This window comes from Streptomyces sp. NPDC107559, assembly GCF_055657365.1.
This window is the reverse complement of the sequence record NZ_JBVKBD010000024.1, coordinates 34930-59518: the sequence shown is the minus strand read 5'-3', so window position 1 is coordinate 59518 and position 24589 is coordinate 34930. Positions and strand designations below refer to the sequence as shown.

The following is a 24589-nucleotide window of genomic DNA, read 5'->3' as shown; positions in this document are numbered from 1 at the left end:
GGCGTGACAAGGGTCCGCCCCCGGCATCGACCGGGGGCGGACCCTTGTCACGTCGGGATCAGGCGGGTACGACGCACTCGAACGCGTGCAGATACGCATTGACCGGCTGGATCTCGGCGACGGTCAGCCCGGCCTCCGTCATGCGGGCGACCAGGCTCTCCTTGGTGTGCTTGGCTCCCCCGACGTTGAGGAGCAGCAGCAGGTCCATGGAGGTGGTGAACTTCATCGACGGGGTGTCGTCGACGAGGTTCTCGATGATGACGACCCGGGTCCCGGGACGAGCCTTCGCCATCACGTTGCGCAGCGTCCTGCGGGTGCTGTCGTCGTCCCATTCCAGGATGTTCTTGATGATGTACAGGTCGGCCTCGACCGGGATGTCCTCACGGCAGTCCCCGCCGACGATCCGGGCCCGCTCGGCGAGCGCGCCGCCCACCCGCAGCCGGGCGTCCGCCTTCTCCACCACTCTCGGCAGATCGAGCAGGGTGCCGCGAACGTCCGGGTGCTTCTCCAGCAGGCTGGCCAGCACGTGCCCCTGACCGCCGCCGATGTCGGCGACCGTCGTCACGCCGGTGAGGTCGAGGAGCTCGGCGACGTCCCGCGCCGACTGCTCGCTGGACGTCGTCATGGCCTGGTTGAAGACGTGCGCGGAGTCCTGCGCGTCCTCGTGCAGGTAGTCGAAGAACCCCTTTCCGTAGAGCTCGTGGAAGACGCTGCCGCCCGAGCGCACCGCCTCGTCGAGCAGCGGCCAGGCGTCCCAGGTCCAGGGTTCGGTGCACCACAGGGAGATGTACCGGAGGCTGTGCGGGTCGTCCTCGCGCAGCAGCCGGGACATGCTGGTGTGGACGAACCGTCCGTCCTCGTTCTGCGCGAAGACGCCGTAGCAGGACAGGGCGCGCAGCAGGCGCAGCAGCGGCCGGGGCTCGACGCCGAGCTGGGCCGCGAGCTGCTCCGCGCTCGCGGGCTGCTCGCCGAGGGCGTCGGCGACGCCGAGCCTGGCCGCCGCCCGCACGGCCGCGGCGCAGGCGGCGCCGAAGACGAGCTCCCTCAGCCGCATGGCCGGGGCGGGCTGCTGCGGGGCCGTGGCGGGCTCTGCCACGGTGGCCGGAGTCTGCGCGGGGGCGGGACTCACAGTGGTCATGTACCGTCTCGATTCGCTTGGTTCGCTTGGTGCGGCAAGGGCACGGGTGGTCCGGTCAGCACATTCCGGCGGGCAGTGAGCGCCGGCACGTGTTGTGGGCGAACTTGTTTCCCTTTCCGGTGTCCCGGTTGGCCAGGTCGGCCGGCGAATTACCGTTCAGCACATTGCGCCGGATGATGTTGTTCTGGTTCGGCGCGCCCACGACACTCTTGAAGAGGACCACTCCGCCGGAGAACGGGGACTTCCCCACGTTGTGGTGGATCTCGTTGCGCTCGACGACCGACTTCTCGATTCCGGTGAGGACGATTCCGGCGCCCTGGATGAAGGGCAGCCGGGCGGTCTTCGGGCAGTACTTGTTGTTGTCGTGGACGTAGTTCCTGCGTACGAGGATTTTGCCGGTGCGCGGCTTGTTCTCGTCGCCGACCACGAACATGCCGCCGCAGTTGCGGTCCATGTCGTTGTTCTTGACCGTGACGTTGCGCAGCCGCCGGACCGTGATGCCGATGCGGTTGCCGGTCAGCCGGTTGTTGCGGACGACGGTGCCGTGCGTGTCGATGGCGCCCGCCTCGGTGCGGACCGTGTTGGAGAGGAAAAGGCCCGACTCGCCGTTCTTGCGGGCGACGTTGTGCGCGAACAGGCTGCGGACCGAGAGCTCCTCGGCGAAGCCCCAGTTGCCGTTCCGCTCCGAGGTCACATGGCGCACGGACAGCCTGTCGGTGCGCGAGGCCCACAGACCGTTCTTCTTGAAGCCGGTCAGCACGAGCCCCCGGATACGGGTGTCGACGACGGGCCTGGCGGCGGTGCCCTCCACGCAGATGCCGTTGCCGGCGGCCGCGCAGCCGTTGGCCGCCCGCTTCTTGTTCAAGGCCGGCTTCAGCACGGTCAGCGCGCCCGAACCACGCAGGACGAGGTGGGACTTCGTGATGCGGACGCTCTCGCGATAGGTGCCGGGCCTGATGTAGATGACGTCACCTGACCTCGCGACGTCGACCGCCCGCTGGATCGATTGCCCCGGACGCACCACATGGACCGACGAAGCGGCATCGGCCGTGGGAATACCGGCCAGTCCCGATGCGATCACCAGTGCGGTGCAGCCGAGATATCCGATGTGCTTTCTTTTCATGGGTCGAAGCTATGGTCCGCATTTCCGACCCGCCAGGTTCACCCACCTCTTTTACCGCGTTTGGAGCACGGACGGCGCAATCCCGAACCCGAAAGGCGGTGTCGGCGGGGACCGCTGAGGGTCCGTGAAACTCCTTGCGTGCCACGGGCACGGAAAAGCCCCGGCCGTCGGGGGTCGGGGCTTTTCCGTGGCTGTGTTCCGTGTCGCGTGCCGCGTGTCGCGTATCGCGTGCTACGCGGAGAGGTGGCGCTCCACCGTCTCCACCTTCGAGGTCAGCCCGTCCGTCACCCCGGGCCGGATGTCCGCCTTGAGGACCAGGGACACCCGCGGCGCCCGCTCCTCGACGGCGGCGACGGCGCGCCGGACGACGTCCATCACCTCGTCCCACTCGCCTTCGATCGAGGTGAACATGGCGTCGGTGCGGTGGGGCAGCCCGGACGCGCGGACCACCCGGACGGCGTCGGCGACGTACTCCCCGACCTCCTCGCCGACCCCGAGCGGGGTGACGGAAAAGGCGACGATCATGCGTTCACCACTCCTTCCTTGCGGGCCCGGGAGGCGATGACCGCGTCCTCGGCCTCGCGGCGCAGCCGGCGCTCGGCGAAGAAGCCGCCGGTCGGCAGGACCGACAGGACGAAGTAGAGCGCGGCGGTGCCCAGCGGCCACTTGGCGCGGTTCCAGGCGTCCGCCCAGAAGATCACGTAGAGGATGAACAGGACGCCGTGGACCGCTCCCATCACGGGCACCGCGTTGAAGTCGGTGGTGCGCTTGAGCACCGAGCAGACGAGCAGCAGCAGGAAGGAGATGGCCTCGGGGGCCGAGACGAGACGGAGGCGGCGGAGGGCGGTGGCGGTTTTGAGGTCCACGGGGCACCTTCGGTGGGAGACGAGGAGGTCACGGTTTGTGAACGCGCGCACAAGCGTCCGCCCATTGTGACAAACGGTCCGGCGCCGTCCGGGAGGGGGGCCGCACTTCCCCTAGGGGTGCATTCAGGGGCGTTCTCCGCCCCGGGGACCTGTCCGGGCGAGCGGGCGGCGGCTACCTTCGCAGCGTGGCGATGTTCCGAATGCAGGGCAGCAAGGTGCTCGCCGTCGACATGACCGGGGATGCCGTGAAGGCGAAGAACGGCTCGATGGTCGCGTACGACGGGCAGATGGCCTTCAAGAAGCTCAGTGGCGGCGGCGAGGGGCTGCGGGGGATGGTGACCCGGCGGCTCACCGGCGAACAGATGACGGTGATGGAGGTCAGAGGCCAGGGGACGTGCTGGTTCGCGGACCGCGCGAGCGAGATCAACCTCGTCCGCCTCCAGGGGGACAAGCTGTACGTGGAGTCGAGCAACCTGCTCGCGACGGACGCCGGACTGCACACCGGCACCACGTTCACCGGGCTGCGCGGCGCCGCGCAGGGCAACGGGCTGTTCACGACGACCGTCGAGGGGCACGGCCAGGCGGCGATCACCTCGGACGGACCCGCGGTGGTGCTCCGGGTCAGCCCGCAGTACCCGCTGACCGTCGACCCCGGCGCGTACATCGCGCACCAGGGGAACGTCCGGCAGTCCTTCCAGTCCGGTGTGACGTTCCGCACTTTTCTCGGGGAGGGCGGCGGCGAGGCCTTCCAGATCCGCTTCGAGGGGGACGGACTGGTGTACGTGCAGCCGAGCGAGCGGAACACGGTGGCGGGGGATCTCTGAGATGGCCTTCCGTGAGATCAACTCCAAGATGGTCGAGGCGACCGTCCTCCCGGGACAGCGGCTGTTCAGTCAGCGCGGCGCGATGCTCGCCTACCGGGGCGAGGTGTCCTTCACCCCCGACATCCAGGGCGGCCAGGGCGGGATCATGTCGATGATCGGGCGCCGGGTCGCGGGCGAGGCCACCCCGCTGATGTCCGTCGAGGGCAGCGGCACGGTCCTGTTCGGGCACGGCGGCCACCACGTCCAGGTCGTCCACCTCACCGGCGACACGCTGTACGTCGAGGCGGACCGCCTGCTCGCCTTCGAGGGCACGCTCCAGCAGGGCACGATGTTCATGGGCGCGCAGGGCGGCGTCATGGGCATGGTCCGGGGCCAGGTCACCGGCCAGGGGCTGTTCACGACCACGCTCAAGGGGCACGGCGCGGTGGCGGTGATGGCCCACGGCGGGGTCTTCGAGCTCCCGATCACCCCGCAGCGGCCGGTGCACGTCGACCCGCAGGCGTATGTCGCCCATCACGGCGACGTGCGCAACAAGCTGTCCACGGCGCTGGGCTGGCGCGACATGGTGGGCCGCGGCTCCGGGGAGGCGTTCCAGCTGGAGCTGAGCGGCAGCGGCACGGTCTACGTCCAGGCGTCGGAGGAGAAGCTGTGAGCGGGTACGTGACGGCGGGCGGTCCGGTGGTGCACGACCCGATGACGCTGCCCGTCGACGACAACGTCAACGCCTACACCTTCTGCGTGGAGCTCAAGGGGAGCCAGTGGTTCCTGCAGAAGGGGAAGATGATCGCCTACTACGGGTCGATCGACTTCAACGGCGTCGGGCACGGCCGTTTGGACCGGCTTGTCCGCACGTCGTTTCATTCGCCTCTGCACGCGGCCGAGTGGGTCGTGGCGGAGGGCTCGGGCAAGATGCTCCTCGCCGACCGGGCCTTCGATGTGAATTCGTACGACCTCGACGAGGGCAACCTGACCATTCGCTCGGGCAATCTGCTCGCTTTTCAGCCAAGTCTCGCGCTCAAGCAGTCGATCGTGCCGGGTTTTCTGACCCTTATCGGAACCGGCAAGTTTGTGGCCGCATCTAACGGGCCGGTGGTGTTCATGGAGCCTCCGATCCGGGTGGACCCGCAGGCGCTCGTCGGCTGGGCGGACTGCCCCTCGCCGTGCCATCACTACGACCATGCGTACATGACCGGCGTGATGGGCGGTCTACGTGCGATGACGGGCCTGGGCGGGGCCTCCGGGGAGGAGCATCAGTTCGAGTTCGTCGGCGCCGGCACGGTGCTGCTCCAGTCGACCGAGACCCTCATGGCCGAGCAGGCCACGGGGGTGGTTCCGCACGCGGCGGGCGTGCCCGGCGGCGGCGTCCACGGTGGTCAGGGGCAGCCGTCCGGGGCACCGCGCCTTCCCGGACAGCTGGGAGACCTCCAGCGTCGCTTCGGGCTGTGAGCGGTAGTCTGCGGAGTGTGACATCGAACGCGTGCGCACCGTCACACCACCCTCACTAGTTCGCCTTTCAACCTTTTAGGTAGACTTCATTCATGGAGACCGAAACGGCCACGCGCTGGCTGACCGATGCGGAGCAGTGCGCCTGGCGCACCCACCTGGAGGTCAACAGGCTGTTGAGTTACCAGCTCGAAAAGGACCTCCAGCCGTTCGGCCTGACAATGAACGACTACGAGATCCTGGTGAATCTCTCCGAGTCGGAGGACGTCAGGATGCGGATGAGCGATCTCGCCACCGCCACGCTCCAGTCCAAGAGCAGGCTCTCCCACCAGATCACCCGCATGGAGAACGCCGACCTCGTCCGCCGGGAGAACTGCGAGTCCGACCGGCGGGGGCTGTTCGCGGTCCTCACCGAGCACGGCCTGGAGACCATGCAGAAGGTCGCGCCCCACCATGTGGCGTCCGTGCGGAATCACTTCATCGACCTCGTCTCGCCCGAGGCCCTGGCGGAGCTCGACAAGGCCCTCAAGCCCATCGCCCAGCACCTTCGCGGGCAGCGCGGCCGCCTCTGACGGCACGCCCCGCGCGAGCGGCGGCGGGCGGACGCCCGGACCGGGCTCCGCCCGCCTGCGCGCCCCACGAGGGCGCCGCCGCCCCGGCGGGCCGAGCGAGCGGGCGGGCGGGCACAAGTCGCCACAGTCCGGCGGCGGCCCCGCGCAGGCCCCGCCCGGGGGCCTCGCGGCCGGCCGCGTCAGCTCCGGGTCAGGCCCGCCACCAGTTCGTCGGCGGCACGGTACGGGTCCAGTTCGCCCGCCACGATCCGCTCCGCCAGCGCACTCAGGCGGCGGTCGCCGTGCAGGTCGGCGATGCGCTCGCGCAGCGCCGTGACGGCGATCGTCTCGACCTCGCGGGCGGCGCGGGCCCGGCGGCGTTCGGTCAGGACGCCCCGCTCCTCCATCCAGGCCCGGTGCTTGTCCAGGGCCTCGACGACCTCGTCGATCCCCTCGGCGCGGGCGGCGACCGTCTTGACGATCGGGGGGCGCCAGTCGCCGGGACTGCGGGACTCGCCGAGGCCGAGCATGTGGTTCAGCTCGCGCGCGGTGGCGTCGGCGCCGTCCCGGTCCGCCTTGTTGACGACGTAGACGTCGCCGATCTCCAGGATCCCGGCCTTGGCGGCCTGGATGCCGTCGCCCATCCCCGGGGCCAGCAGGACGACCGAGGTGTCCGCCTGGGAGGCGATCTCCACCTCCGACTGGCCGACGCCGACCGTCTCCACCAGGACCACGTCGCAGCCGGCCGCGTCCAGGACCCGGATCGCCTGCGGCGCGGACCAGGCGAGCCCGCCCAGATGGCCGCGCGTCGCCATGGAGCGGATGTAGACGCCGGGGTCGGAGGAGTGGTCCGACATCCGCACCCGGTCGCCCAGCAGGGCCCCGCCGGAGAACGGCGAGGAGGGGTCGACGGCCAGCACGCCGACCCGCCTGCCCTGCTTGCGGTACGCGGTCACCAGCGCCGAGGTGGACGTCGACTTGCCGACACCCGGGGAGCCGGTCAGCCCGACCACGTAGGCGTTGCCGGTGAGCGGGGCCAGCGCCGCCATGACCTCCCTCAGCTGCGGGGACGCCCCCTCCACCAGGGAGATCAGCCGGGCCACGGCCCGCGGCCGGCCTTCCCTGGCCTGGGTCACCAGAGAGGAGACGTCCTGCATCACAGCTCCGTTCGCGAGAGGTCGTACAGCGGGGCTCAGGCCTTGGCCACCCGCACGATCAGGGCGTCGCCCTGGCCGCCGCCGCCGCACAGCGCGGCCGCGCCGACCCCGCCGCCACGGCGCTTCAGCTCCAGCGCCAGGTGCAGCACCAGCCGGGCGCCGGACATGCCGATCGGGTGGCCCAGGGCGATGGCGCCGCCGTTGACGTTCACCTTTTCCGTGGATACCCCGAGGTCCTTCATTGACTGCACCGCGACGGCGGCGAAGGCCTCGTTGATCTCGATCAGATCGAGGTCGGAGACCTCCAGGCCCTCCTTCTTCAGGGCGTGCAGGATCGCGTTCGACGGCTGCGACTGGAGGGAGTTGTCCGGGCCGGCCACATTGCCGTGGGCGCCGATCTCGGCGATCCACTCCAGACCGAGCTCCTGCGCCTTGGCCTTGCTCATCACGACCACGGCCGCCGCGCCGTCGGAGATCTGCGAGGAGGTACCGGCGGTGATCGTGCCGTCCCGGGTGAACGCCGGGCGCAGCTTGCCCAGGGACTCGGCGGTGGTGTCGCCGCGGATGCCCTCGTCCTTGCTGAAGACGACCGGCTCGCCCTTGCGCTGCGGGATCTCCACCGGGGTGATCTCGGCCTCGAAGATCCCGTTCTTCTGGGCGGCGGCCGCGCGCTGGTGGGACAGCGCGGCGATCTCGTCCTGCTCCGGACGGGCGATGCCCAGGCGGGTGTTGTGCTTCTCGGTGGACTCGCCCATGGCGATGTTCTCGAAGGCGTCGGTCAGACCGTCGTACGCCATCGCGTCGAGCATCTCCACCGCGCCGTACTTGTAGCCCTCGCGGGACTTCGGCAGCAGGTGGGGGGCGTTGGTCATGGACTCCTGACCGCCCGCCACGACGATGTCGAACTCGCCCGCGCGGATCAGCTGGTCGGCCAGCGCGATCGCGTCGAGGCCGGACAGGCACACCTTGTTGATCGTCAGCGCCGGCACGTTCATCGGGATGCCGGCCTTGACGGCGGCCTGGCGGGCCGGGATCTGCCCCGCCCCGGCCTGGAGCACCTGCCCCATGATCACGTACTGCACCTGGTCGCCGCCGATGCCCGCACGGTCGAGGGCGGCCTTGATCGCGAAGCCGCCGAGGTCGGCGCCCGAGAAGGACTTCAGCGAGCCCAGCAGCCGTCCCATGGGCGTACGCGCCCCCGCGACGATCACCGAGCTGTTCGTTCCAGAAGACATGAGCTGCGATCCCCTTACCGGCTTGCACAGCCGAGGAGTGAACGAGGGTTTACTCGAATGTACTGAGCGGTAGTCCACCCGTCATCCGGCTGTCGGTGTGATCGCGCGCACGTTGCGTAACCACTTCCGAAGCGCTGCACTGACAACATGCTGACGCGAATCGACCACATCGGGATCGCCTGTTTCGACCTCGACAAGACCGTCGAGTTCTACCGTGCGACGTACGGCTTCGAGGTGTTCCACTCCGAGGTCAACGAGGAACAGGGCGTGCGCGAGGCCATGCTCAAGATCAACGATACGTCCGACGGCGGCGCCTCGTACCTCCAGCTCCTGGAGCCCACCCGTCCGGATTCCACGGTCGCGAAGTGGCTCGACAAGAACGGCGAGGGTGTCCATCACATCGCTTTCGGTACGGCGGACGTGGACGCGGACGCAGCCGACATCAAGGACAAGGGCGTACGCGTCCTGTACGAGGAGCCACGACGCGGCTCCATGGGGTCGCGAATCACCTTCCTGCACCCCAAGGACTGCCACGGTGTACTGACAGAACTGGTCACTTCGGCGGCGGTTGAGTCACCTGAGCACTGACCCTCGTACATATGGGCCGGTAGGGTTGGGGGCGGTCGCCGCTCACACCAGGGCGACCGCATTCCGGGGTCCGGGTTTCGGGGGACGAGCGTCGGGGCAGCAGCCCATGCTCCGTCGTTGATCTGACACCATTCCCCGGGGGCCCCGTTCGGCGGATGGACGGAGCTCGTTGGAGAAGCTTGCGACCAGGGGACGGATGGGACCGCGCAGTGCGGGGCTACGAGAGCCAGGAGCGAGAGCCGGCGGCTGACGTCGACCACCTCTCTCGATTCGAAGCCGAGATGAAGCGGCTGAAGACCGAGCGGGAAAAGGCGATCCAGCATGCCGAGGACCTCGGCTACCAGGTCGAGGTGCTGCGCGCCAAGTTGCACGAGGCGCGTCGCACCATCATGTCCCGGCCCGCCTTCGACGGCGGCGATATCGGGTACCAGGCCGAGCAGCTGCTGCGTAACGCGCAGATGCAGGCGGACCAGCTGCGCCAGGAGGCCGAGCGAGAGCTCAGCCAGGCCCGCGCGCAGAACCAGCGCATCCTCCAGGAGCACGCCGAGCAGGCCGCGCGCCTCCAGGCGGAGCTCCACCAGGAGGCCGTGACCCGGCGCCAGCAGCTGGACCAGGAGCTGGCGGAGCGCCGGCAGACCGTCGAGTCGCACGTCAACGAGAACGTGGCGTGGGCGGAGCAGCTGCGCGCCCGAACCGAGTCGCAGGCCCGCCGGCTCCTGGAGGACTCCCGCGGCGAGGTCGACCAAGCCATGGCCGCCGCCCGCGCGGAGGCCGAACGGGTCACCGCGGAGACCCGGCAGCGGCTCCAGTCCGAGGCCGAGGCGGCCCGCGCGGAGGCCGAGCAGTTGCTGCGGCGTGCCCGCACGGACGCCGAGCGGCTGCTGAACGCCGCCTCCACCCAGGCCCAGGAGGCCACCGACCACGCCGAGGCGCTGCGCAGCTCCACGGCGAACGAGTCCGACAACGCCCGCCGCCAGGCCACCGAGCTCAGCCGGGCCGCCGAGCAGCGCATCGCCGAGGCCGACACGGCGCTGCGCGAGGCCCGCGCCGAGGCCGAGAAGGTGCTCGCCGAGGCCAAGGAGGCCGCCGCCAAGGCGCTCACCACGGCCGAGTCCACCAACGAGCAGCGCACCCGGACCGCGAAGGAGCAGGTCGCCCGGCTGGTCAGCGAGGCCACCAAGGAGGCCGAGGCCACCAAGTCGAGCGCCGACCAGGTCGTCGCTGACGCCCGTGCGGAGGCCGAGAAGGTCCTCGCCGAGGCCGCCGAGAAGGCCCGCAGCGCCACCGCCGAGGAGACCGCCTCCCAGCTCGGCAAGGCCGCGCGCACCGCCGAGGACGTCCTCAACCGGGCGGAGGAGGACGCGCGCAACACCACCCGGGCCGCCACCGAGGAGGCCGAGCGGATCCGCACCGAGGCGGAGACCGAGGCCGACCGGCTGCGCGCCGAGGCGCACGACATCGCCGAGCAGCTCAAGGGCACGGCGAAGGACGACACCAAGGAGTACCGCGCCAAGACGGTCGAGCTCCAGGAGGAGGCCCGACGGCTGCGCGGCGAGGCCGAGCAGCTGCGCTCCGACGCGGTCGGCGAGGGCGAGAAGATCCGCGCCGAGGCCCGGCGGGAGGCCGTCCAGCAGATCGAGGAGGCGGCCAAGACCGCCGAGGAACTCCTCTCGAAGGCGAAGGCGGACGCGGACGAGCAGCGCCAGAGCGCCACGACGGACAGCGAGAAGGTCCGCACCGAGGCCATCGAGCGCGCCACCGCGCTGCGCCGGCAGGCCGAGGACACCCTGGAGCGCACCCGCAAGGAGGCCGAGGAGCAGCGCGACGAGGCCACCGAGCGGGCCGAGGCCATCACGGCCGACGCCGAGCGGGCCGCGGCCGGACTGCGCGAGGACACCGAGCGCGCCATAGCGGCCCGGCAGGCGGAGGCGGCCGACGGGCTGACCCGGCTGCACACCGAGGCCGAGGAGCGCATCGCGTCGGCCGAGCAGGCGCTGACCGAGGCCCGCGAGGAGGCCGTACGGATCCGCCGCGAGGCCGGCGAGGAGACCGACCGGCTGCGCGGCGAATCCGCCGAGCGCATCCGCACCCTCCAGGCGCAGGCCGAGGCGGAGGCCGAGCGGCTGCGCGACGAAGCCGCCGCCGACGCATCCGTCTCGCGTGCCGAGGGCGAGACCGTCGCCGTACGGCTGCGTTCGGATGCCGCGGCCGAGGCCGAGCGGCTGAAGACGGAGGCCCAGGAGACCGCCGACCGGATGCGTTCGGAGGCGCAGGCCGCCGCCGAGCGGCTGGCCACGGAGGCGTCGGAGACGCTGGCCGCCGCCCAGGAGGAGGCCGTCCGCCGGCGCCGCGAGGCCGAGGAACTCCTCGGCTCCGCCCGCCAGGAGGCCGACCAGGAGCGCGAGCGGGCCCGCGAGCAGAGCGAGGAGCTGCTGGCCTCGGCGCGCAAGCGGGTCGAGGACGCGCAGACCGAGGCCGTGCGCCTGGTCGAGGAGGCCGAGCGGCGCGCCGGCGAGCTGGTGTCGGCCGCCGAGCAGCACGCCCAGCAGGTACGCGACTCCGTCACCGGTCTGCACGAGCAGGCGCAGGAGGAGATCACGGGGCTGCGCTCCGCCGCCGACCACGCGGCGGACCGTACCCGCCGGGAGGCCGAGGAGGAGGCGGACCGGGTCCGCACCGACGCCTACGCCGAGCGGGAGCGGGCCGGCGAGGACGCCGCCCGGCTCCGGCGCGAGACGCACGAGGAGTCCGAGGCCGCCAAGGCGCTCGCCGAGCGCACCATGGCGGAGGCGATCGCCGAGTCCGAGCGGCTGCGTTCGGACGCGGCCGCGCACGCCCAGAACGTGCGCACCGAGGCCTCCGAGGTGACCGCGAAGGCCGAGCAGGACGCCTCGCGCACCCGGGCGGAGGCCCGGGAGGACGCCAACCGGATCCGGTCGGAGGCGGCGGCCCAGGCCGACACCCTCGTCACCGAGGTCACGGCGGAGGCGGAGCGTCTTCAGTCGGAGACGGCCGCGGAGACCGAGCGGGTCCGGGCCGAGGCGGTCGCCAAGGCCGAGAAGCTGATCGGGGACGCGAAGGGCGACGCGGAGCGGCTGCGTGCCGGTGCCGCCGAGACGGTCGGTTCCGCGCAGCGGCACGCCGAGCGCACGCGCGCCGAGGCCGAGCGGGTCCGCACCGTCGCGGCGGCGGAGGCCGAGCGGCTGGTGTCCCAGGCCCGCGAGGAGAGCGAGCGCACCCTCGACGAGGCCCGCACGGAAGCCAACAAGCGGCGTTCGGAGGCGGCCGAGCAGGTCGACACGCTCATCACGGAGACCACGGCCGAGGCCGACAAGCTGCTCACCGAGGCGCAGCAGCAGGCGCTCAAGGCCACGGCGGACGCCGAGTCCCAGGCGGACACGATGGTCGGCGCGGCCCGCAGCGAGGCCGAGCGACTGGTGTCCGAGGCGACGATCGAGGGCAACGGGCTGGTGGAGAAGGCCCGTGCGGACGCGGACGAGCTGCTCGTCGGCGCCCGCCGGGACGCGACGGCGATCCGGGAGCGCGCGCAGGAGCTGCGCGACCGCATCACGTCCGAGATCGAGGACCTGCACTCGCGGGCCCGCCGTGAGGCGTCGGAGACGATGAAGTCGACCGGTGACCGCTGTGACGCGCTCATCAAGGCTTCCGAGGAGCAGCTCGCCAAGGCGCAGTCGAAGGCCAAGGAACTGCTGTCGGAGGCCAGCTCCGAGGCGGGCAAGGTGCGCATCGCCGCCGTGAAGAAGGCGGAGCTGCTCCTGAAGGAGGCCGAGCAGAAGAAGGCGTCGCTGGTGCGCGAGGCCGAGGAGCTCAAGGCGGAGGCGATCCGCGAGGCGCGCAGCACCGTCGAGGAGGGCAAGCGCGAGCTGGAGGTGCTGGTGCGCCGCCGCGAGAACATCAACACCGAGATCTCCCGGGTCCAGGACGTGCTGGAGGCGCTGGAGTCGTTCGAGGCGCCGGGCGCCGGCAAGGACGGCACGGTCAAGGCGGGCGCGACCGTGGGCACACCCCGTCCGGGTAATGGCAAGCCGTCGGAGAGCTGAAAAGCCGGAGAGCCGGCGAGCTGGAGCGATCGGTCGAGGTCCGCCTTTCGGGGCGGACCTCGACCGCTTTGGTAGCCGGTGCCGGTGTCAGTGCGGGTGCGAGTGCCGGTGCGTCGGAGGTGACGTCGGCCCGATGTGACGCAATCGACGCCGAGGGCCGTGAGGTATGAGGAACCCTCGGCGGATCGTGAGAGTTCCGTTAAGGTCTGGGGTCTTTGACCAGGTTTTTGGCAAGCCCTCCTGCGGCGAGCCACCCAAAAGGGGTGTCATTCTCCAGATCAAACACGTATCCGCTCGATGACACACCGCTTAGGCCCCTAGGATTCCACCTATCACCTCACCGGTCTCATTCGACAGGAACCCCATGAGCGACACTTCCCCCTACGGCTTCGAGCTTGTGCGGCGTGGGTACGACCGCGCTCAGGTGGACGAACGCATCTCGAAGCTCGTCTCCGACCGCGACAGCGCTCTGGCCCGTATCACCGCTCTCGAGAAGCGCATCGAGGAGCTCCACCTCGAGACGCAGAACGCTCAGGCTCAAGTGAGCGACGCCGAGCCGTCGTACGCCGGCCTCGGTGCGCGTGTCGAGAAGATCCTCCGCCTCGCCGAGGAGGAGGCGAAGGACCTGCGCGAGGAGGCCCGCCGCGCGGCCGAGCAGCACCGTGAGCTGGCCGAGTCGGCCGCCCAGCAGGTTCGCAACGACGCGGAGTCGTTCGCCTCCGAGCGCAAGTCCAAGGCCGAGGACGAGGGCGTCCGGATCGTCGAGAAGGCCAAGAGCGACGCCTCGCAGCTGCGTGCCGAGGCCCAGAAGGACGCGCAGTCCAAGCGTGAGGAGGCCGACGCCCTCTTCGAGGAGACCCGCGCCAAGGCCGCGCAGGCCGCCGCCGACTTCGAGACGAACCTGGCCAAGCGCCGCGAGCAGTCCGAGCGCGACCTGGCCTCGCGTCAGCAGAAGGCCGAGAAGCGCCTGGCGGAGATCGAGCACCGCGCCGAGCAGCTGCGCCTGGAGGCCGAGAAGCTGCGCACGGACGCCGAGCGCCGGGCCCGCCAGACGGTGGAGACGGCCCAGCGTCAGGCCGAGGACATCGTGGCGGACGCGAACGCCAAGGCCGACCGCATCCGTTCGGAATCCGAGCGTGAGCTGGCCGCGCTGACCAACCGCCGCGACTCGATCAACGCTCAGCTGACGAACGTCCGCGAGATGCTCGCCACGCTCACCGGTGCCGCGGTGGCCGCCGCCGGCAGCCCGGCCGACGACGAGCCGATCTCCCGCGGGGTTCCGGCCCAGCAGACCCGGTAAGTCCTTCACGACAGCAAAAGGCCCGCACCCTCCCCCGGGGGCGCGGGCCTTCGTCGTACCACCGTCCGGCCGTCACCGAAGGCCCGTCCGAGCCCCGCCGCCGCGTTCCGGTCCGGCCGCCTTCGGGCGGTGCTCCGGGCACTCTCGTACAGTCTTCCGGTCGTCGTCGTACGGCCTTTCGACCGGCGTCGTACGGCCTTCGTCGCGCGGTCGGACGCTGTTTGCCCGCCCGGGTGGCAGTCGCCCAACGGCCGCCCTAGCGTGGGCGGCATGATCGAGCTCGAGGGGCTGAGCAAACGGTACGGCGAGAAGGTGGCGGTCAGCAGGCTGACATTCACCGTCAGACCGGGCATCGTCACGGGCTTCCTCGGGCCCAACGGCTCGGGCAAGTCGACGACCATGCGCATGATGCTCGGCCTCGACCGGCCGACTGCGGGCGATGTCCGCATCGACGGCCGGCACTACGCCGATCTCAAGAACCCGCTGAAGTACATCGGCGCCCTGCTGGACGCCAAGGCCGTGCACGGCGGCCGCAGCGCCTACAACCATCTGCTCTGCCTCGCGCAGAGCAACGGCATCCCCAACAGCCGGGTCCACGAGGTGCTCGACACCGTCGGACTGTCCGCGGTCGCAAAGAAGAAGGCCAAGGGGTTCTCGCTCGGCATGGGACAGCGGCTCGGGATCGCGGGGGCGCTGCTCGGCGACCCGCGGATCCTGATGTTCGACGAGCCGGTCAACGGGCTGGACCCCGAGGGCATCCACTGGATCCGCACCCTCATGAAATCGCTGGCCGCGCAGGGCCGGACGGTGTTCGTCTCCAGCCATCTGATGAGCGAGATGGCGCTGACCGCCGATCATCTGGTCGTCATCGGGCAGGGCAGGCTGCTCGCCGACACCTCCATGGCCGACTTCATCCGGCAGAACTCGCGCGCCTACGTCCGCATCCGCACCCCGCAGCGCGAGCGGCTGCTCGACGTGCTGCACGAGGCCGGCATCACGGTCGTGGAGACCGGCAGCGGTGTGCTGGAGGTGGACGCCGGGAAGCCCGAGCTCATCGGGGAACTGGCCGCGCAGCACCACATCGTGCTGCACGAGCTGAGCCCCCAGCAGGCCTCCCTGGAGGAGGCGTTCATGCAGCTGACCGCCGAGTCGGTGGAGTACCACGCGCATGCCGACGCCGCTCTGCCCCGTCAGTGGGGCGACGGCTGGGAAAGGGGCTGAGCATGGCGGCGACGCAGGTCGTCAGGTCCGAGTGGACGAAGATCCGCTCCGTCGCGTCCACGGTGTGGACGCTCTCCCTCGCCGTGGTCGTCACCGTCGCCCTCGGCATGCTGATCTCGGCGCTGTCGCGGAGCCAGTTCGACCGGATGCCGGTCCGGGAGCGGCTCTCCTTCGACCCGACCTTCGTCAGCTTCGCCGGTATGACCCTGGGCCAGCTGGCGATGATCGTGTTCGGCGTGCTGGTGGTGTCCAACGAGTACAGCACCGGCATGATCCGCACCTCGCTGGCCGCCGTGCCGCAGCGCGGCACCTTCCTGGCCAGCAAGATCGCGGTGGCGACCGTGCTCGCCCTGATCGTCGGGATGGTCACCAGCTTCGCCGCCTTCTTCCTCGGCCAGGCCATGCTCGGCTCGCTGCGCACGGAGATCGGCGAGCCCGGCGTGCTGCGCGCGGTGATCGGCGGCGGCCTCTACATGACCCTCATCGCGATGTTCTCGATGGGCGTCGCCACGATGCTGCGCTCGCCGATGCTGTCGCTGGGCATCCTGATGCCGTTCTTCTTCCTGATCTCCAACATCCTCGCCAACGTCGACGAGACCAAGCGGATCGGCCGGTTCCTGCCCGACCAGGCCGGCGGCAGGATCATGCGGGTGGTCCAGAGACTCGACGACGACACCCCCTACGGACCCTGGGGCGGGCTCGGGATCATGGTGCTGTGGGTGATCGCCTCGCTCGCGGGCGGTTACCTGGTGCTGCGCAACCGCGACGCCTAGTGACCGCGCTGACCTGCGCTGACCTGCACCGACCTGTTCGTTGTTTTACCTTCCCTTGAGCGGAACCGTCAGCACACCGATAGGCTCCTTACCCTTACGGGGGGCGTGCGCCCCGCTGTCCTGATCCTCTCGATGGGTGCGGAGCATGATCGAGGCTGTCGGCCTGACCAAGCGCTACGGCGACAAGACCGCCGTGTACAACCTTTCCTTCCAGGTACGACCGGGTGCCGTCACCGGCTTCCTCGGGCCCAACGGCTCGGGCAAGTCGACGACCATGCGGATGATCCTCGGCCTGGACAACCCCACCGCGGGCTCGGTGACGATCGGCGGCTACCCGTACCGCCGGCTGCCCAACGCCGCGCGCCAGGTCGGCGCCCTGCTCGACGCCAAGGCCGTCCACGGCGGCCGGCACGCCCGTAACCATCTGCTGTCCCTGGCCCAGCTCTCGGGCATCCCGGCGCGGCGCGTGGACGAGGTGCTCGGCGTGGTCGGGCTCCAGGACGTGGCGCGGCGGCGCTCCAAGGGGTTCTCGCTCGGCATGGGGCAGCGGCTCGGCATCGCCGCCGCACTGCTCGGCGACCCCCAGGTGCTGCTCTTCGACGAGCCGGTCAACGGCCTCGACCCCGAGGGCATCCTCTGGGTGCGCAACCTGATGAAGACCCTGGCGGCGGAGGGGCGGACCGTGTTCGTCTCCAGCCACCTGATGAGCGAGATGGCGCTGACCGCCGACCACCTCATCGTCATCGGACGCGGCCAGCTGCTCGCCGACATGAGCGTGCGCGACTTCATCTCGGCCAACTCCGCCGACTTCGCGCGCGTGCGCACCCCGGACACCGAGCCGCAGCTGCGCGAGAAGCTCACGTCCGCGCTCGCCGAGGCGGGCGGCCACGTGCTGCCCGAGCAGGACGGCGCGCTGCGGGTGACCGGACTGCCGCTGCCGCGCATCAGCGACATCGCGCACGAGGCCGAGGTACGGCTGTGGGAGCTGTCGCCGCACCAGGCCTCGCTGGAGGAGGCGTACATGCGGATGACGCAGGGCGCGGTCGACTACCGCTCGACGGTCGACCAGAAGGCCGGGCTGATGCAGCCGCTGCCGCCCGGTGCGCAGCCGCCGATACCGATGCCGATACCCGGGCAGGGCCAGCCGGGCTGGTACGCCCCGCCGCCGCCCCAGCACGGCGGACAGCCGTTCGCGATGCAGCCCCAGGCGCCCGGCCAGGTCCCCGCGGGCCCGTACGGCGGTTACGGCGCTCCCGCCACGCCCAACCCGTACGCGGCGCCCACGGCGCCTCCGGTCACCGCACCGCCCGCCGCCGCGCCCCCGGTCACCGCACCGCCCGCCGCTGCCGCGCCGCCGGTCGCGCCCGCCGCCCCGGCAGCCCCGGCAGCCCCGGCAGCCCCGGCAGCCCCGGCAGCAGAGGCAACGCCCGCACCCGCCACCGACGCTCCGACCAAGCCCGAGGACGCCCGATGAGCACGCCCCAGCCCCCGATGCCACAGGCCGCGCCCGACTGGCAGGCTGCGGCCGGTTCCGCGTACCCCACCTACACCTCGCCGATCCCCGTCGTACGCACGCACCTCGGGCACGCCATCGCCTCCGAGTGGACGAAGATCAGGTCCGTGCGCTCCACGATGTGGACGCTGGGCGTGTTCGTCCTGCTCGTCGTGGGCATCGGGCTGCTGGCCGCCCTGGTCATCTCCGCCAACGCGAGCGAGTCGGACCTGTCCGGCGAGAACCCGCTGTCGTTCGGCTTCTTCGGGCTGCTCATCGGCAGCATGTGCATCATCACGCTGGGCGTGCTGACCACGGCCTCGGAGTACGGCACCGGCATGATCCGCACGACCATGACCGCGTGCCCCTCGCGCGGCCGGGTGCTGACGGCGAAGGCGATCGTGTTCTTCCTCGTCGCCTTCGTGGTCACGTTGGTGTCGGCGTCGCTCGTGGCCCTCGCGGACGTGTCCATCCTGGGCGGGGCGCGGCAGCCGTCGGGCGGCGAGTGGTTCAAGGCCACCGTCGGCGTCTCGTTCTACATGGCGCTGCTCGGCCTGCTGTCGCTGGTGCTCGGCTCGATCATCCGGCACTCGGCGGGCGCCATCACCATCATGATCGGCGTGCTGCTGGCCCCGCTGGTCATCGCGCTCTTCATGTTCTCCTCGTCGCTGGAGAAGGTCCGCGAGGCGCTCTTCGAGTACTCGATCCCGAACCAGCTCAGCGTCTTCTACTCGAACTCGCTCAGCGAGTCCGGGCCGTCCGGCTGGGACCCCCTGTGGATCGCGCTGGGCGTCACGGCCGTCGCGTTCGCCGGCGCCTACGCGCTGCTGGAGAAGCGGGACGTCTGACCTTCGCCCCGGCCCGGCTCCAACGGTCGGGCCGGACTCAGAATCTGGGCGCGTTACGGGACCGCTGCACCCTCGTGGTGCGGCGGTCCCGTGCGTTCCAGCACGCCTTGTGCCAGTGCCGGCGCTCGTCCACGCCCGAGTGCTCGGGCCAGGCGACCACGTGCGGCACGCCGTCTGGGATGTTCTGGTCGCAGCCCGGGCAACGGTAGGACTTGCCCTGCGCGCTCGCTCCGGCCACATGACGCACGTTCCACTCCTCGCCCTGCCAGCTGGTCGTGGACTGCCAGCCGCCGTAGCGGCCGGAGGAGTCGTCCTCCTCGCTCCGGCCGGAGCCGGAGCCCTTGGGACGGTTGCGACGCGGGGACACGGAACACCTCACGGCTCTACAGGAAACACGGACCGTGTCCAGCCTACGCGCCGCCGACCGGGGTACGCGTAGGTCGTCAAACCTCACAAGTCCCCCTCTCCTGGGACCGATTCTCCAGACAATCGGCAAATCTCCCCGTCAGGCCGTGACCTAGGCATGTGTCGGACGGTTATGCCGGGTGGGGGAGCTCCATGTCGGAGCCAAGGAAGCAGGAAAGTGCAATGCGTGTAGGAAGTTTCGTGTTGGCGGCCCAGTTCCCCGGACAGGGCCAGGGAGAGGCGCTGCACCGCGCGGTCCGCTCCGCCGAGGTCGCCGAGGAGGCGGGGCTCGACACGGTCTGGCTGGCCGAGCACCACTTCGTGCCGTACGGAACCTGTCCGTCGGCGGTGACCCTGGCAGCGCTGCTGCTGGGCCGCACCCGACGCATCCGGGTCGGCACTGCGGTCAGCGTACTGCCAACCGTCCATCCCGTGGCCCTCGGCGAGCAGGCCGCGCTGCTGCACGTGACCAGTGGCGGCCGGTTCTCGCTGGGCGTGGGGCGCGGTGGGCCCTGGGTGGATCTGGAGGTGTTCGGTGCCGGTCTGAAGGCGTACGAGAGCGGGTTCCCGGAATCGCTCGATCTGCTGGTGCGCTGGCTGCGCGAGCCCTCGGTGGGGGCGTCCGGCGGGCGCTTCGCCTTCCGTGAAGTCCCCGTGGTGCCCCGGCCGTCGGAGTCCCTGACGGACGGCACGGGCCCCGAGGTGGTCGTCGCCTGCACCTCGCCGGCGAGCGTGCGGCTGGCCGCCGAGCGCGGGCTGCCGATGCTGCTCGGCATGCACATCGGCGACGAGGAGAAGGCGGAGATGGTGGCACTGTGGCGGCAGCACGCGCGCGCGGCCGGGCGCCCGGCGCAGGAGGTCCACGACGCGGCCCATGTCTCGGCCGGGGTCTGCCAGATCGCGGACCGGCGCACGGACGCGGTGGAGGCGCTGACCAAGGCGATGCCGGGCTGGCTGAAGCAGGGGCTCGACGCCCATGTGACGGTGGACGGCCGCGCCCGGCAGATGCGGGACCCGCTGGCGTACACCGAACTGCTCTGCGGGCTGCACCCGGTGGGCACGCCACGGCTGTGCGCCGACCGGCTCGCGGCGACCAGCGAGCGGACCGGAATCGACCGTTTCGCCCTGCTGGTCGAGGGCTCCGGCGATCTGGCCGCGACCGAGGAGAACGTACGGCGGCTGGGCGCCGAGGTGCTCCCGCACCTCGGCTGAACACCCCCGCCGCACGGGGAGCTTGCCGCTCCGGCACTGACTGCACCTCCCGCGGACGGAGCGGCAAGCAGGCGGCTCACTGCGTCAGCAGTCCCGGAACTCGGGGGACTGGTTCAACACCTGACTGCGAACCGAGGTGAAACGGGCCAGCGACTCCTCGACCGAGGCGTCCAGCGGGAACACCGCCACCCGGTGGCAGTTCTGAAAGGCCAGACGCACACCGAAGTGTCGCTGGAGGGCTCCGCGGATCGCGTCGCTCGCGAGTGCGCGCAACAGCTGACCGCGGGCCTGCTCGTCCGGCGGGGGCGTCTGGTTGTCGGCGAACGGGCCGCCGTCGACCTTCAGCTGGGCCACCAGGGAACTGACCATCTCCCACGCGTAGGGCAGGGAGGTCCGGACGCAGTCGACGAATTCTGCTTCGTCGACCTCGCCTCGCTCGGCCTGTTCGAGTAGGGCCGGTGAGACGTCGAGCGACATGGGTTCTCCTCTCGCACCCCCGAGACGCAGGGGTTGCCGGACAGGGAAGGGAAGTTCGCACGCCGGAACACCGAGCACGCTGCGTGTACGCATCGCGACCTCCCGTTTACTACGGTAGGCAACCGCCGGGGGCGACACCAGGAGATTGCACACTTAGGGAACTCCCAGTAAGCACACAATCAGCCACCCGTGAACCCAGGTCATCCTGGGCGAATCGCGTGTACCGCCGCCCGTCGAGTAGCGTTGCGGACCATGCGTCTCGTCATCGCCCGGTGTTCCGTCGACTACGCGGGCCGGCTCACCGCCCATCTCCCCTCCGCGCCCCGCCTGATTCTGGTGAAGGCGGACGGCAGCGTCTCCATCCACGCCGACGACCGGGCCTACAAGCCCCTGAACTGGATGTCGCCGCCCTGCACGCTGAAGGAAGGCAGCGGCGACGAGGCCGGCGTGTGGACGGTCGTCAACAAGGCGGGCGAGAAGCTCATCATCACGATGGAGGAAGTGCTCCACGACTCCTCGCACGAGCTCGGCGTCGATCCCGGCCTGATCAAGGACGGCGTGGAAGCGCACCTCCAGGAGCTGCTCGCCGACCGCATCGACACCCTCGGCGAGGGCTACACGCTGATCCGGCGCGAGTACATGACCGCCATCGGGCCCGTCGACATCCTGTGCCGGGACGCCGCGGGCGGGACCGTCGCGATCGAGATCAAGCGGCGCGGCGAGATCGACGGTGTCGAGCAGCTCACCCGTTATCTGGAACTGCTCAACCGTGACCCCCACCTGGCTCCGGTGCGGGGTGTCTTCGCGGCCCAGGAGATCAAGCCGCAGGCCCGCGTGCTGGCGACCGACCGCGGCATCGACTGCCACATCCTGGACTACGACGCACTGCGGGGCATCGAGGACGACAAGCTGCGGCTGTTCTGAGCGGCCCGCACGGGCACAGGTACGCGGCCCGCACGGGCACAGGTACGGGAGAGGGCCGGGTCCGCCGAAGCGGGCCCGGCCCTCTCCCGTACGCGAGCGGCCTCAGATCACCGGTGCCGTGTCGCTGGGCGCGCCGGACCCGGCGTCCTCCGAGGCGGTCATGGAGGCGCTGGCGGACGCCATGCTGCCGGTCGTGTCCGTGGCGGACGGACTGGCGGTGGGGCTGTCGGTGGGCGCGGGCGTGGTCTGCGAGGCGCTCGGGTTCGGCGCCGGCGAGGTCGACGAATTCGTCGGCCGAGGCGACGTCGGCCTCGAGGTGGGCGAGTGCGACGGCTTCTTGGTCGGCGAGCTGGAGGCGCCGCCCGCGCCCTTCGTCCCGGTCGGGTCGTCGGAGGGCCGCGCCGCGCCCGTCGGCGTCGGGTCGTCGGAGGTGCCGTAGGTGCCGTCGGGGCCCGGGTCGGTCGCCGTGGCGGACGGGGCGCCGGTGCCGGTGCCGGTCCTGCCGGTGTCGCTCTTGGACTGGTCGGCGTCCTGGCTGCCGTCGTCCAGGTCCTGGTCGGCCGAGGGGCTGACGCCGACCCGGTCGGAGGGGATGTTGGCGTCGTTCTTGTCGGAGGTGGCGCCGAGCGTCACGACCGTGCCCAGTACGGCGACGAGCAGGGCGCCCGCCCCGGCCGCGACGAGGTTGCGCCGGGCCAGCCCCCGCAGACCGCCGCGCTCCTTGTGGCCTCCGTCGGCCGCAGGCTGGTAGGTGACCAGCGCCGTGGTGTCCAGGGCGAGCGGCCGGCGGACCGTGGGAATCCCGCCGGGCGGGGAGGCGGACTGCTCGGAGCGCGCGTCGGGCACCTCCTCGCCCGCCGTCGCCCGCAGCCCGGGCACGTCGCCCGTGCGGTCGGCGACCAGGGCGAGGGCACGGCGGCCGACCACCGTGCCGCGCTTGTCGGCGGTCGCGCCGCGCAGCCCTATGGCCGCCTCCAGCTCGGCACGGGCCACGTCGTACTCGCCGCAGCACAGCGCGAGAATCCCCAACTCATGCTGGAAGTAGGCCTGTTCGGAGACGTCGTCGACGGTCCGGGCGGCCTCGGTGCCGACCCGCAGCGCCTGCTCCCAGGCGCCCCAGTGCACTCCGGCGGCGAAGGCGGGCGCGGCGGCGCGGGCCAGCCGGACGACGATGTGCTCCTCGGCCCCGGGCCCGTCCTCGCCGGCGTCGGCCGGGGTCACCGTCGGCGCCAGCACCGCGAGGGCGGTGAGCACGGCGTCGGCCTCGGCGCACACCCGGCCGGGGGTGACGGAGGGATGGCCGGCCCACCAGGCGTAGTGCCGGGCGGCGGTCAGGGCGCCGCCCTCGATGTCGTCGGCGTAGCCGGCGGCCTCCAGCTGGGTCAGGACACCGGCGGCCAGCCGGTAGCGGGGGCCGACCGGGGAGACCAGCCCGCAGGCCGCGAGCTCGCCGAGCGCGGCGTCCGCGTGGGTGTCGCCGACCAGTGCGGGCAGATGCGCCTGGTGCGGCACCTCGCCGCCGAGCGCGACGGCGAAGCGCAGCGCTGCCCGGGCCGAGGTGCTCAGCCGGGAGGCGAGCAGCGGGGCGGGCGCGGCCGCCTCGGCGAGGGACGGCAGTGGCACCTCCTCGGTCGACTCGGCGTCGAAGCCGGCGTCGTCGGGCAGTTCGTCCTCGAAGACGCCGAACTCGTCGACGGCCCCGACGTCGGCCCGCAGCCGGTCGCGCTGGCGCAGCAGGGCGCCCGCCTGGACGAAGCGCAGCGGCAGGCCCTCGGACTCGAACCAGAGGTCGCCGGCCCAGTTGTTCTCCTCCTCCGTGAGCACGCGGCCGACGGCACGCTCGATGAGGTCGACACCGCCCGCGCGGTCGAGACCGCCGAGGAAGACCTCCTCCAGGGCCGCCTCGGCGGACGGGGCGGGCACCTCGGGGGTGGCGGCGATCACGAAGGCGCACTCGGGGGTGGCGTCGAGCAGTTCGTCGAGTTCGGCGCCGCCGATCTCCGCGTCGTCGAGGACGACGACCGCGCCGATCTCCCGGACGTGCCCGGCCAGCTCGTCGCGGTCCGGGCGGTGCAGGGGCGCGTCGTACACGGTGTGGAACAGGTCGTACAGCAGGTCGCTCGCGGTGCGGCGGGCGCCGTTGAGGCGGACCACGCCGTCGGGGGCGAGGTCCGTGCAGTCCTCGGCGACGACATCGAGAAGGCTGGTGCGGCCGGAGCCGGCCGGGCCGGTGAGGCGGACGGAGCGACCGCGGGCGAGCAGCCTGACCAGGCGTTCGCGCTCGTCCTGCCGGCCGAGCAGGGGCAGCTCCGGCTGGGCGGGGCCGGCCGGGACGGGCGGCTGGGCGGCGCGTTCGGCCTCGGCGCGGGCGGCGGCGTCGAGCTTCTCGGGCCGGCCGGGGCGCTCGGCGCCGGGCGGGCAGGCCTCGATCTCGCTGCCGTCCACGGGGTTGACGGTGAGCAGCAGATCGCCGGTGACCAGCTGGGCCGTACGGGCCAGGGTCGGCTTGTGCTGCGAGAAGTCGGGGGTGAGGGGGTCCCTGGACGAGCGTGGCCGCGGCGCGTGGCTGTCACCGTCGTGGCCGTACTCCTCGGGTTCCCGGTCGATCGGGTCCATAGGTTCAAGCCCTCACAAGCGTCGAGTGCCGAAAGCCCCTCCCGGCCTTGCCGCACACCGCGCGTCGCTTCTGGTCCGGGCCCGCTAGAGGGTTACGAGGTCAGCGGGCAGCCGAACCCTAAACCTTCGCACAGCATCTCCGACAGCCCGGGGTACCGCGCCGTCCGAGACGTCACACTCTCGTGAGGATTGCGTGCGTCAGGCGTTTCGCCGGAAGCCGACCGGGTCTCCCCCGTCCGGACCCGCTCCGCCCGCCCCGGCGTACCGCACCCACCCTCGTCGGCACGCCCGCCCTGTCGGCACGCCTGCGCCGCACCGGTCCGAACGCGTCCTGT

General features: G+C 71.3%; 22 protein-coding genes. 13 read left to right on the top strand and 9 right to left on the bottom strand.

Annotated elements, in window-relative coordinates; genetic code table 11:
- Nucleotides 1–58: 58 nt before the first annotated feature.
- The 4 genes from ACZ7OY_RS39810 to ACZ7OY_RS39795 form a co-directional block, all read right to left on the bottom strand.
- Nucleotides 59–1138 carry a methyltransferase gene (locus ACZ7OY_RS39810; protein ID WP_351610567.1) on the bottom strand — a complete coding sequence of 360 codons (1080 nt, stop codon included), beginning with the start codon at nt 1136–1138 and terminating at the stop codon, nt 59–61.
- A gap of 55 nt (nt 1139–1193) precedes the next feature.
- Entirely contained in the window at nt 1194–2261 is a 1068-nt protein-coding gene (locus ACZ7OY_RS39805) for a right-handed parallel beta-helix repeat-containing protein (protein ID WP_472250437.1), read from the bottom strand.
- Nucleotides 2262–2492: 231 nt separating this feature from the next.
- Nucleotides 2493–2786, bottom strand: coding sequence for an MTH1187 family thiamine-binding protein (locus tag ACZ7OY_RS39800; protein WP_351610576.1), 294 nt, complete (start codon nt 2784–2786; stop codon nt 2493–2495).
- Entirely contained in the window at nt 2783–3127 is a 345-nt protein-coding gene (locus ACZ7OY_RS39795) for a DUF3817 domain-containing protein (RefSeq protein WP_351610579.1), read from the bottom strand. Before ACZ7OY_RS39795 ends, ACZ7OY_RS39800 begins: the two co-directional genes overlap by 4 nt.
- 191 nt (nt 3128–3318) lie before the next feature.
- Between ACZ7OY_RS39795 and ACZ7OY_RS39790 the strand changes: the two genes are divergently transcribed.
- The 4 genes from ACZ7OY_RS39790 (at nt 3319) to ACZ7OY_RS39775 (ending at nt 5966) form a co-directional block, all read left to right on the top strand.
- Nucleotides 3319–3951, top strand: coding sequence for an AIM24 family protein (locus tag ACZ7OY_RS39790; protein WP_472250475.1), 633 nt, complete (start codon nt 3319–3321; stop codon nt 3949–3951).
- Between the two features lies 1 nt (nt 3952).
- Complete coding sequence (locus ACZ7OY_RS39785) at nt 3953–4603, top strand: AIM24 family protein (protein ID WP_472250436.1); 651 nt, start codon at nt 3953–3955, stop codon at nt 4601–4603.
- 41 nt (nt 4604–4644) lie between these two features.
- Nucleotides 4645–5397 carry an AIM24 family protein gene (locus ACZ7OY_RS39780; protein ID WP_472250474.1) on the top strand — a complete coding sequence of 251 codons (753 nt, stop codon included), beginning with the start codon at nt 4645–4647 and terminating at the stop codon, nt 5395–5397.
- Nucleotides 5398–5489: 92 nt separating this feature from the next.
- A complete protein-coding gene (locus ACZ7OY_RS39775; RefSeq protein ID WP_472250435.1) occupies nt 5490–5966 on the top strand; it encodes a MarR family winged helix-turn-helix transcriptional regulator in 477 nt (158 codons plus the stop codon).
- 179 nt (nt 5967–6145) lie between these two features.
- On the opposite strand, the gene meaB is transcribed toward ACZ7OY_RS39775, so the two are convergent.
- Together meaB and ACZ7OY_RS39765 are read right to left on the bottom strand one after the other, a co-directional pair.
- Entirely contained in the window at nt 6146–7102 is a 957-nt protein-coding gene (meaB, locus tag ACZ7OY_RS39770) for a methylmalonyl Co-A mutase-associated GTPase MeaB (RefSeq protein ID WP_472250434.1), read from the bottom strand.
- Nucleotides 7103–7137: 35 nt separating this feature from the next.
- A complete protein-coding gene (locus ACZ7OY_RS39765; protein ID WP_472250433.1) occupies nt 7138–8337 on the bottom strand; it encodes an acetyl-CoA C-acetyltransferase in 1200 nt (399 codons plus the stop codon).
- A 147-nt stretch (nt 8338–8484) separates the two neighbouring features.
- Between ACZ7OY_RS39765 and mce the strand changes: the two genes are divergently transcribed.
- The 7 genes from mce to ACZ7OY_RS39730 all read left to right on the top strand — a co-directional run bounded on the left by mce (nt 8485) and on the right by ACZ7OY_RS39730 (nt 18620).
- Nucleotides 8485–8925 carry a methylmalonyl-CoA epimerase gene (gene mce, locus ACZ7OY_RS39760; RefSeq protein WP_351610591.1) on the top strand — a complete coding sequence of 147 codons (441 nt, stop codon included), beginning with the start codon at nt 8485–8487 and terminating at the stop codon, nt 8923–8925.
- 209 nt (nt 8926–9134) lie between these two features.
- Complete coding sequence (gene scy / locus ACZ7OY_RS39755) at nt 9135–12986, top strand: polarized growth protein Scy (RefSeq protein WP_472250432.1); 3852 nt, start codon at nt 9135–9137, stop codon at nt 12984–12986.
- Nucleotides 12987–13350: 364 nt separating this feature from the next.
- Nucleotides 13351–14286: a coiled-coil domain-containing protein gene (locus ACZ7OY_RS39750; RefSeq protein WP_385526675.1), complete on the top strand. Its 936-nt coding sequence runs from the start codon at nt 13351–13353 to the stop codon at nt 14284–14286.
- A 270-nt stretch (nt 14287–14556) separates the two neighbouring features.
- Complete coding sequence (locus ACZ7OY_RS39745; protein WP_472250431.1) at nt 14557–15507, top strand: ABC transporter ATP-binding protein; 951 nt, start codon at nt 14557–14559, stop codon at nt 15505–15507.
- 2 nt (nt 15508–15509) lie between these two features.
- On the top strand, nt 15510–16280 hold the full coding sequence (locus tag ACZ7OY_RS39740; protein WP_472250430.1) for an ABC transporter permease: 771 nt from the start codon (nt 15510–15512) through the stop codon (nt 16278–16280).
- Between the two features lie 145 nt (nt 16281–16425).
- A complete protein-coding gene (locus ACZ7OY_RS39735) occupies nt 16426–17754 on the top strand; it encodes an ABC transporter ATP-binding protein (protein ID WP_472250429.1) in 1329 nt (442 codons plus the stop codon).
- Complete coding sequence (locus tag ACZ7OY_RS39730; RefSeq protein ID WP_472250428.1) at nt 17751–18620, top strand: ABC transporter permease; 870 nt, start codon at nt 17751–17753, stop codon at nt 18618–18620. Before ACZ7OY_RS39735 ends, ACZ7OY_RS39730 begins: the two co-directional genes overlap by 4 nt.
- A gap of 37 nt (nt 18621–18657) precedes the next feature.
- Here the strand turns inward: ACZ7OY_RS39730 and ACZ7OY_RS39725 are convergent, their stop codons facing one another.
- A complete protein-coding gene (locus ACZ7OY_RS39725) occupies nt 18658–18987 on the bottom strand; it encodes an ATP/GTP-binding protein (RefSeq protein WP_472250427.1) in 330 nt (109 codons plus the stop codon).
- A 221-nt stretch (nt 18988–19208) separates the two neighbouring features.
- Here ACZ7OY_RS39725 and ACZ7OY_RS39720 point away from each other — a divergent pair, with 221 nt between their 5' ends.
- A complete protein-coding gene (locus ACZ7OY_RS39720) occupies nt 19209–20237 on the top strand; it encodes an LLM class flavin-dependent oxidoreductase (protein WP_472250426.1) in 1029 nt (342 codons plus the stop codon).
- An 84-nt stretch (nt 20238–20321) separates the two neighbouring features.
- On the opposite strand, the gene ACZ7OY_RS39715 is transcribed toward ACZ7OY_RS39720, so the two are convergent.
- A complete protein-coding gene (locus ACZ7OY_RS39715; protein ID WP_152890897.1) occupies nt 20322–20714 on the bottom strand; it encodes an SCO5389 family protein in 393 nt (130 codons plus the stop codon).
- 252 nt (nt 20715–20966) lie between these two features.
- Here ACZ7OY_RS39715 and nucS point away from each other — a divergent pair, with 252 nt between their 5' ends.
- The gene (gene nucS / locus ACZ7OY_RS39710) at nt 20967–21638 is read left to right on the top strand and encodes an endonuclease NucS (RefSeq protein WP_351619964.1); all 672 of its coding nucleotides are present in this window, start codon (nt 20967–20969) and stop codon (nt 21636–21638) included.
- Nucleotides 21639–21740: 102 nt separating this feature from the next.
- On the opposite strand, the gene ACZ7OY_RS39705 is transcribed toward nucS, so the two are convergent.
- Nucleotides 21741–24254, bottom strand: a complete 2514-nt coding sequence (locus ACZ7OY_RS39705) for an ATP-binding protein (protein WP_472250425.1) — start codon at nt 24252–24254, stop codon at nt 21741–21743.
- Between the last annotated feature and the right edge of the window lie 335 nt (nt 24255–24589).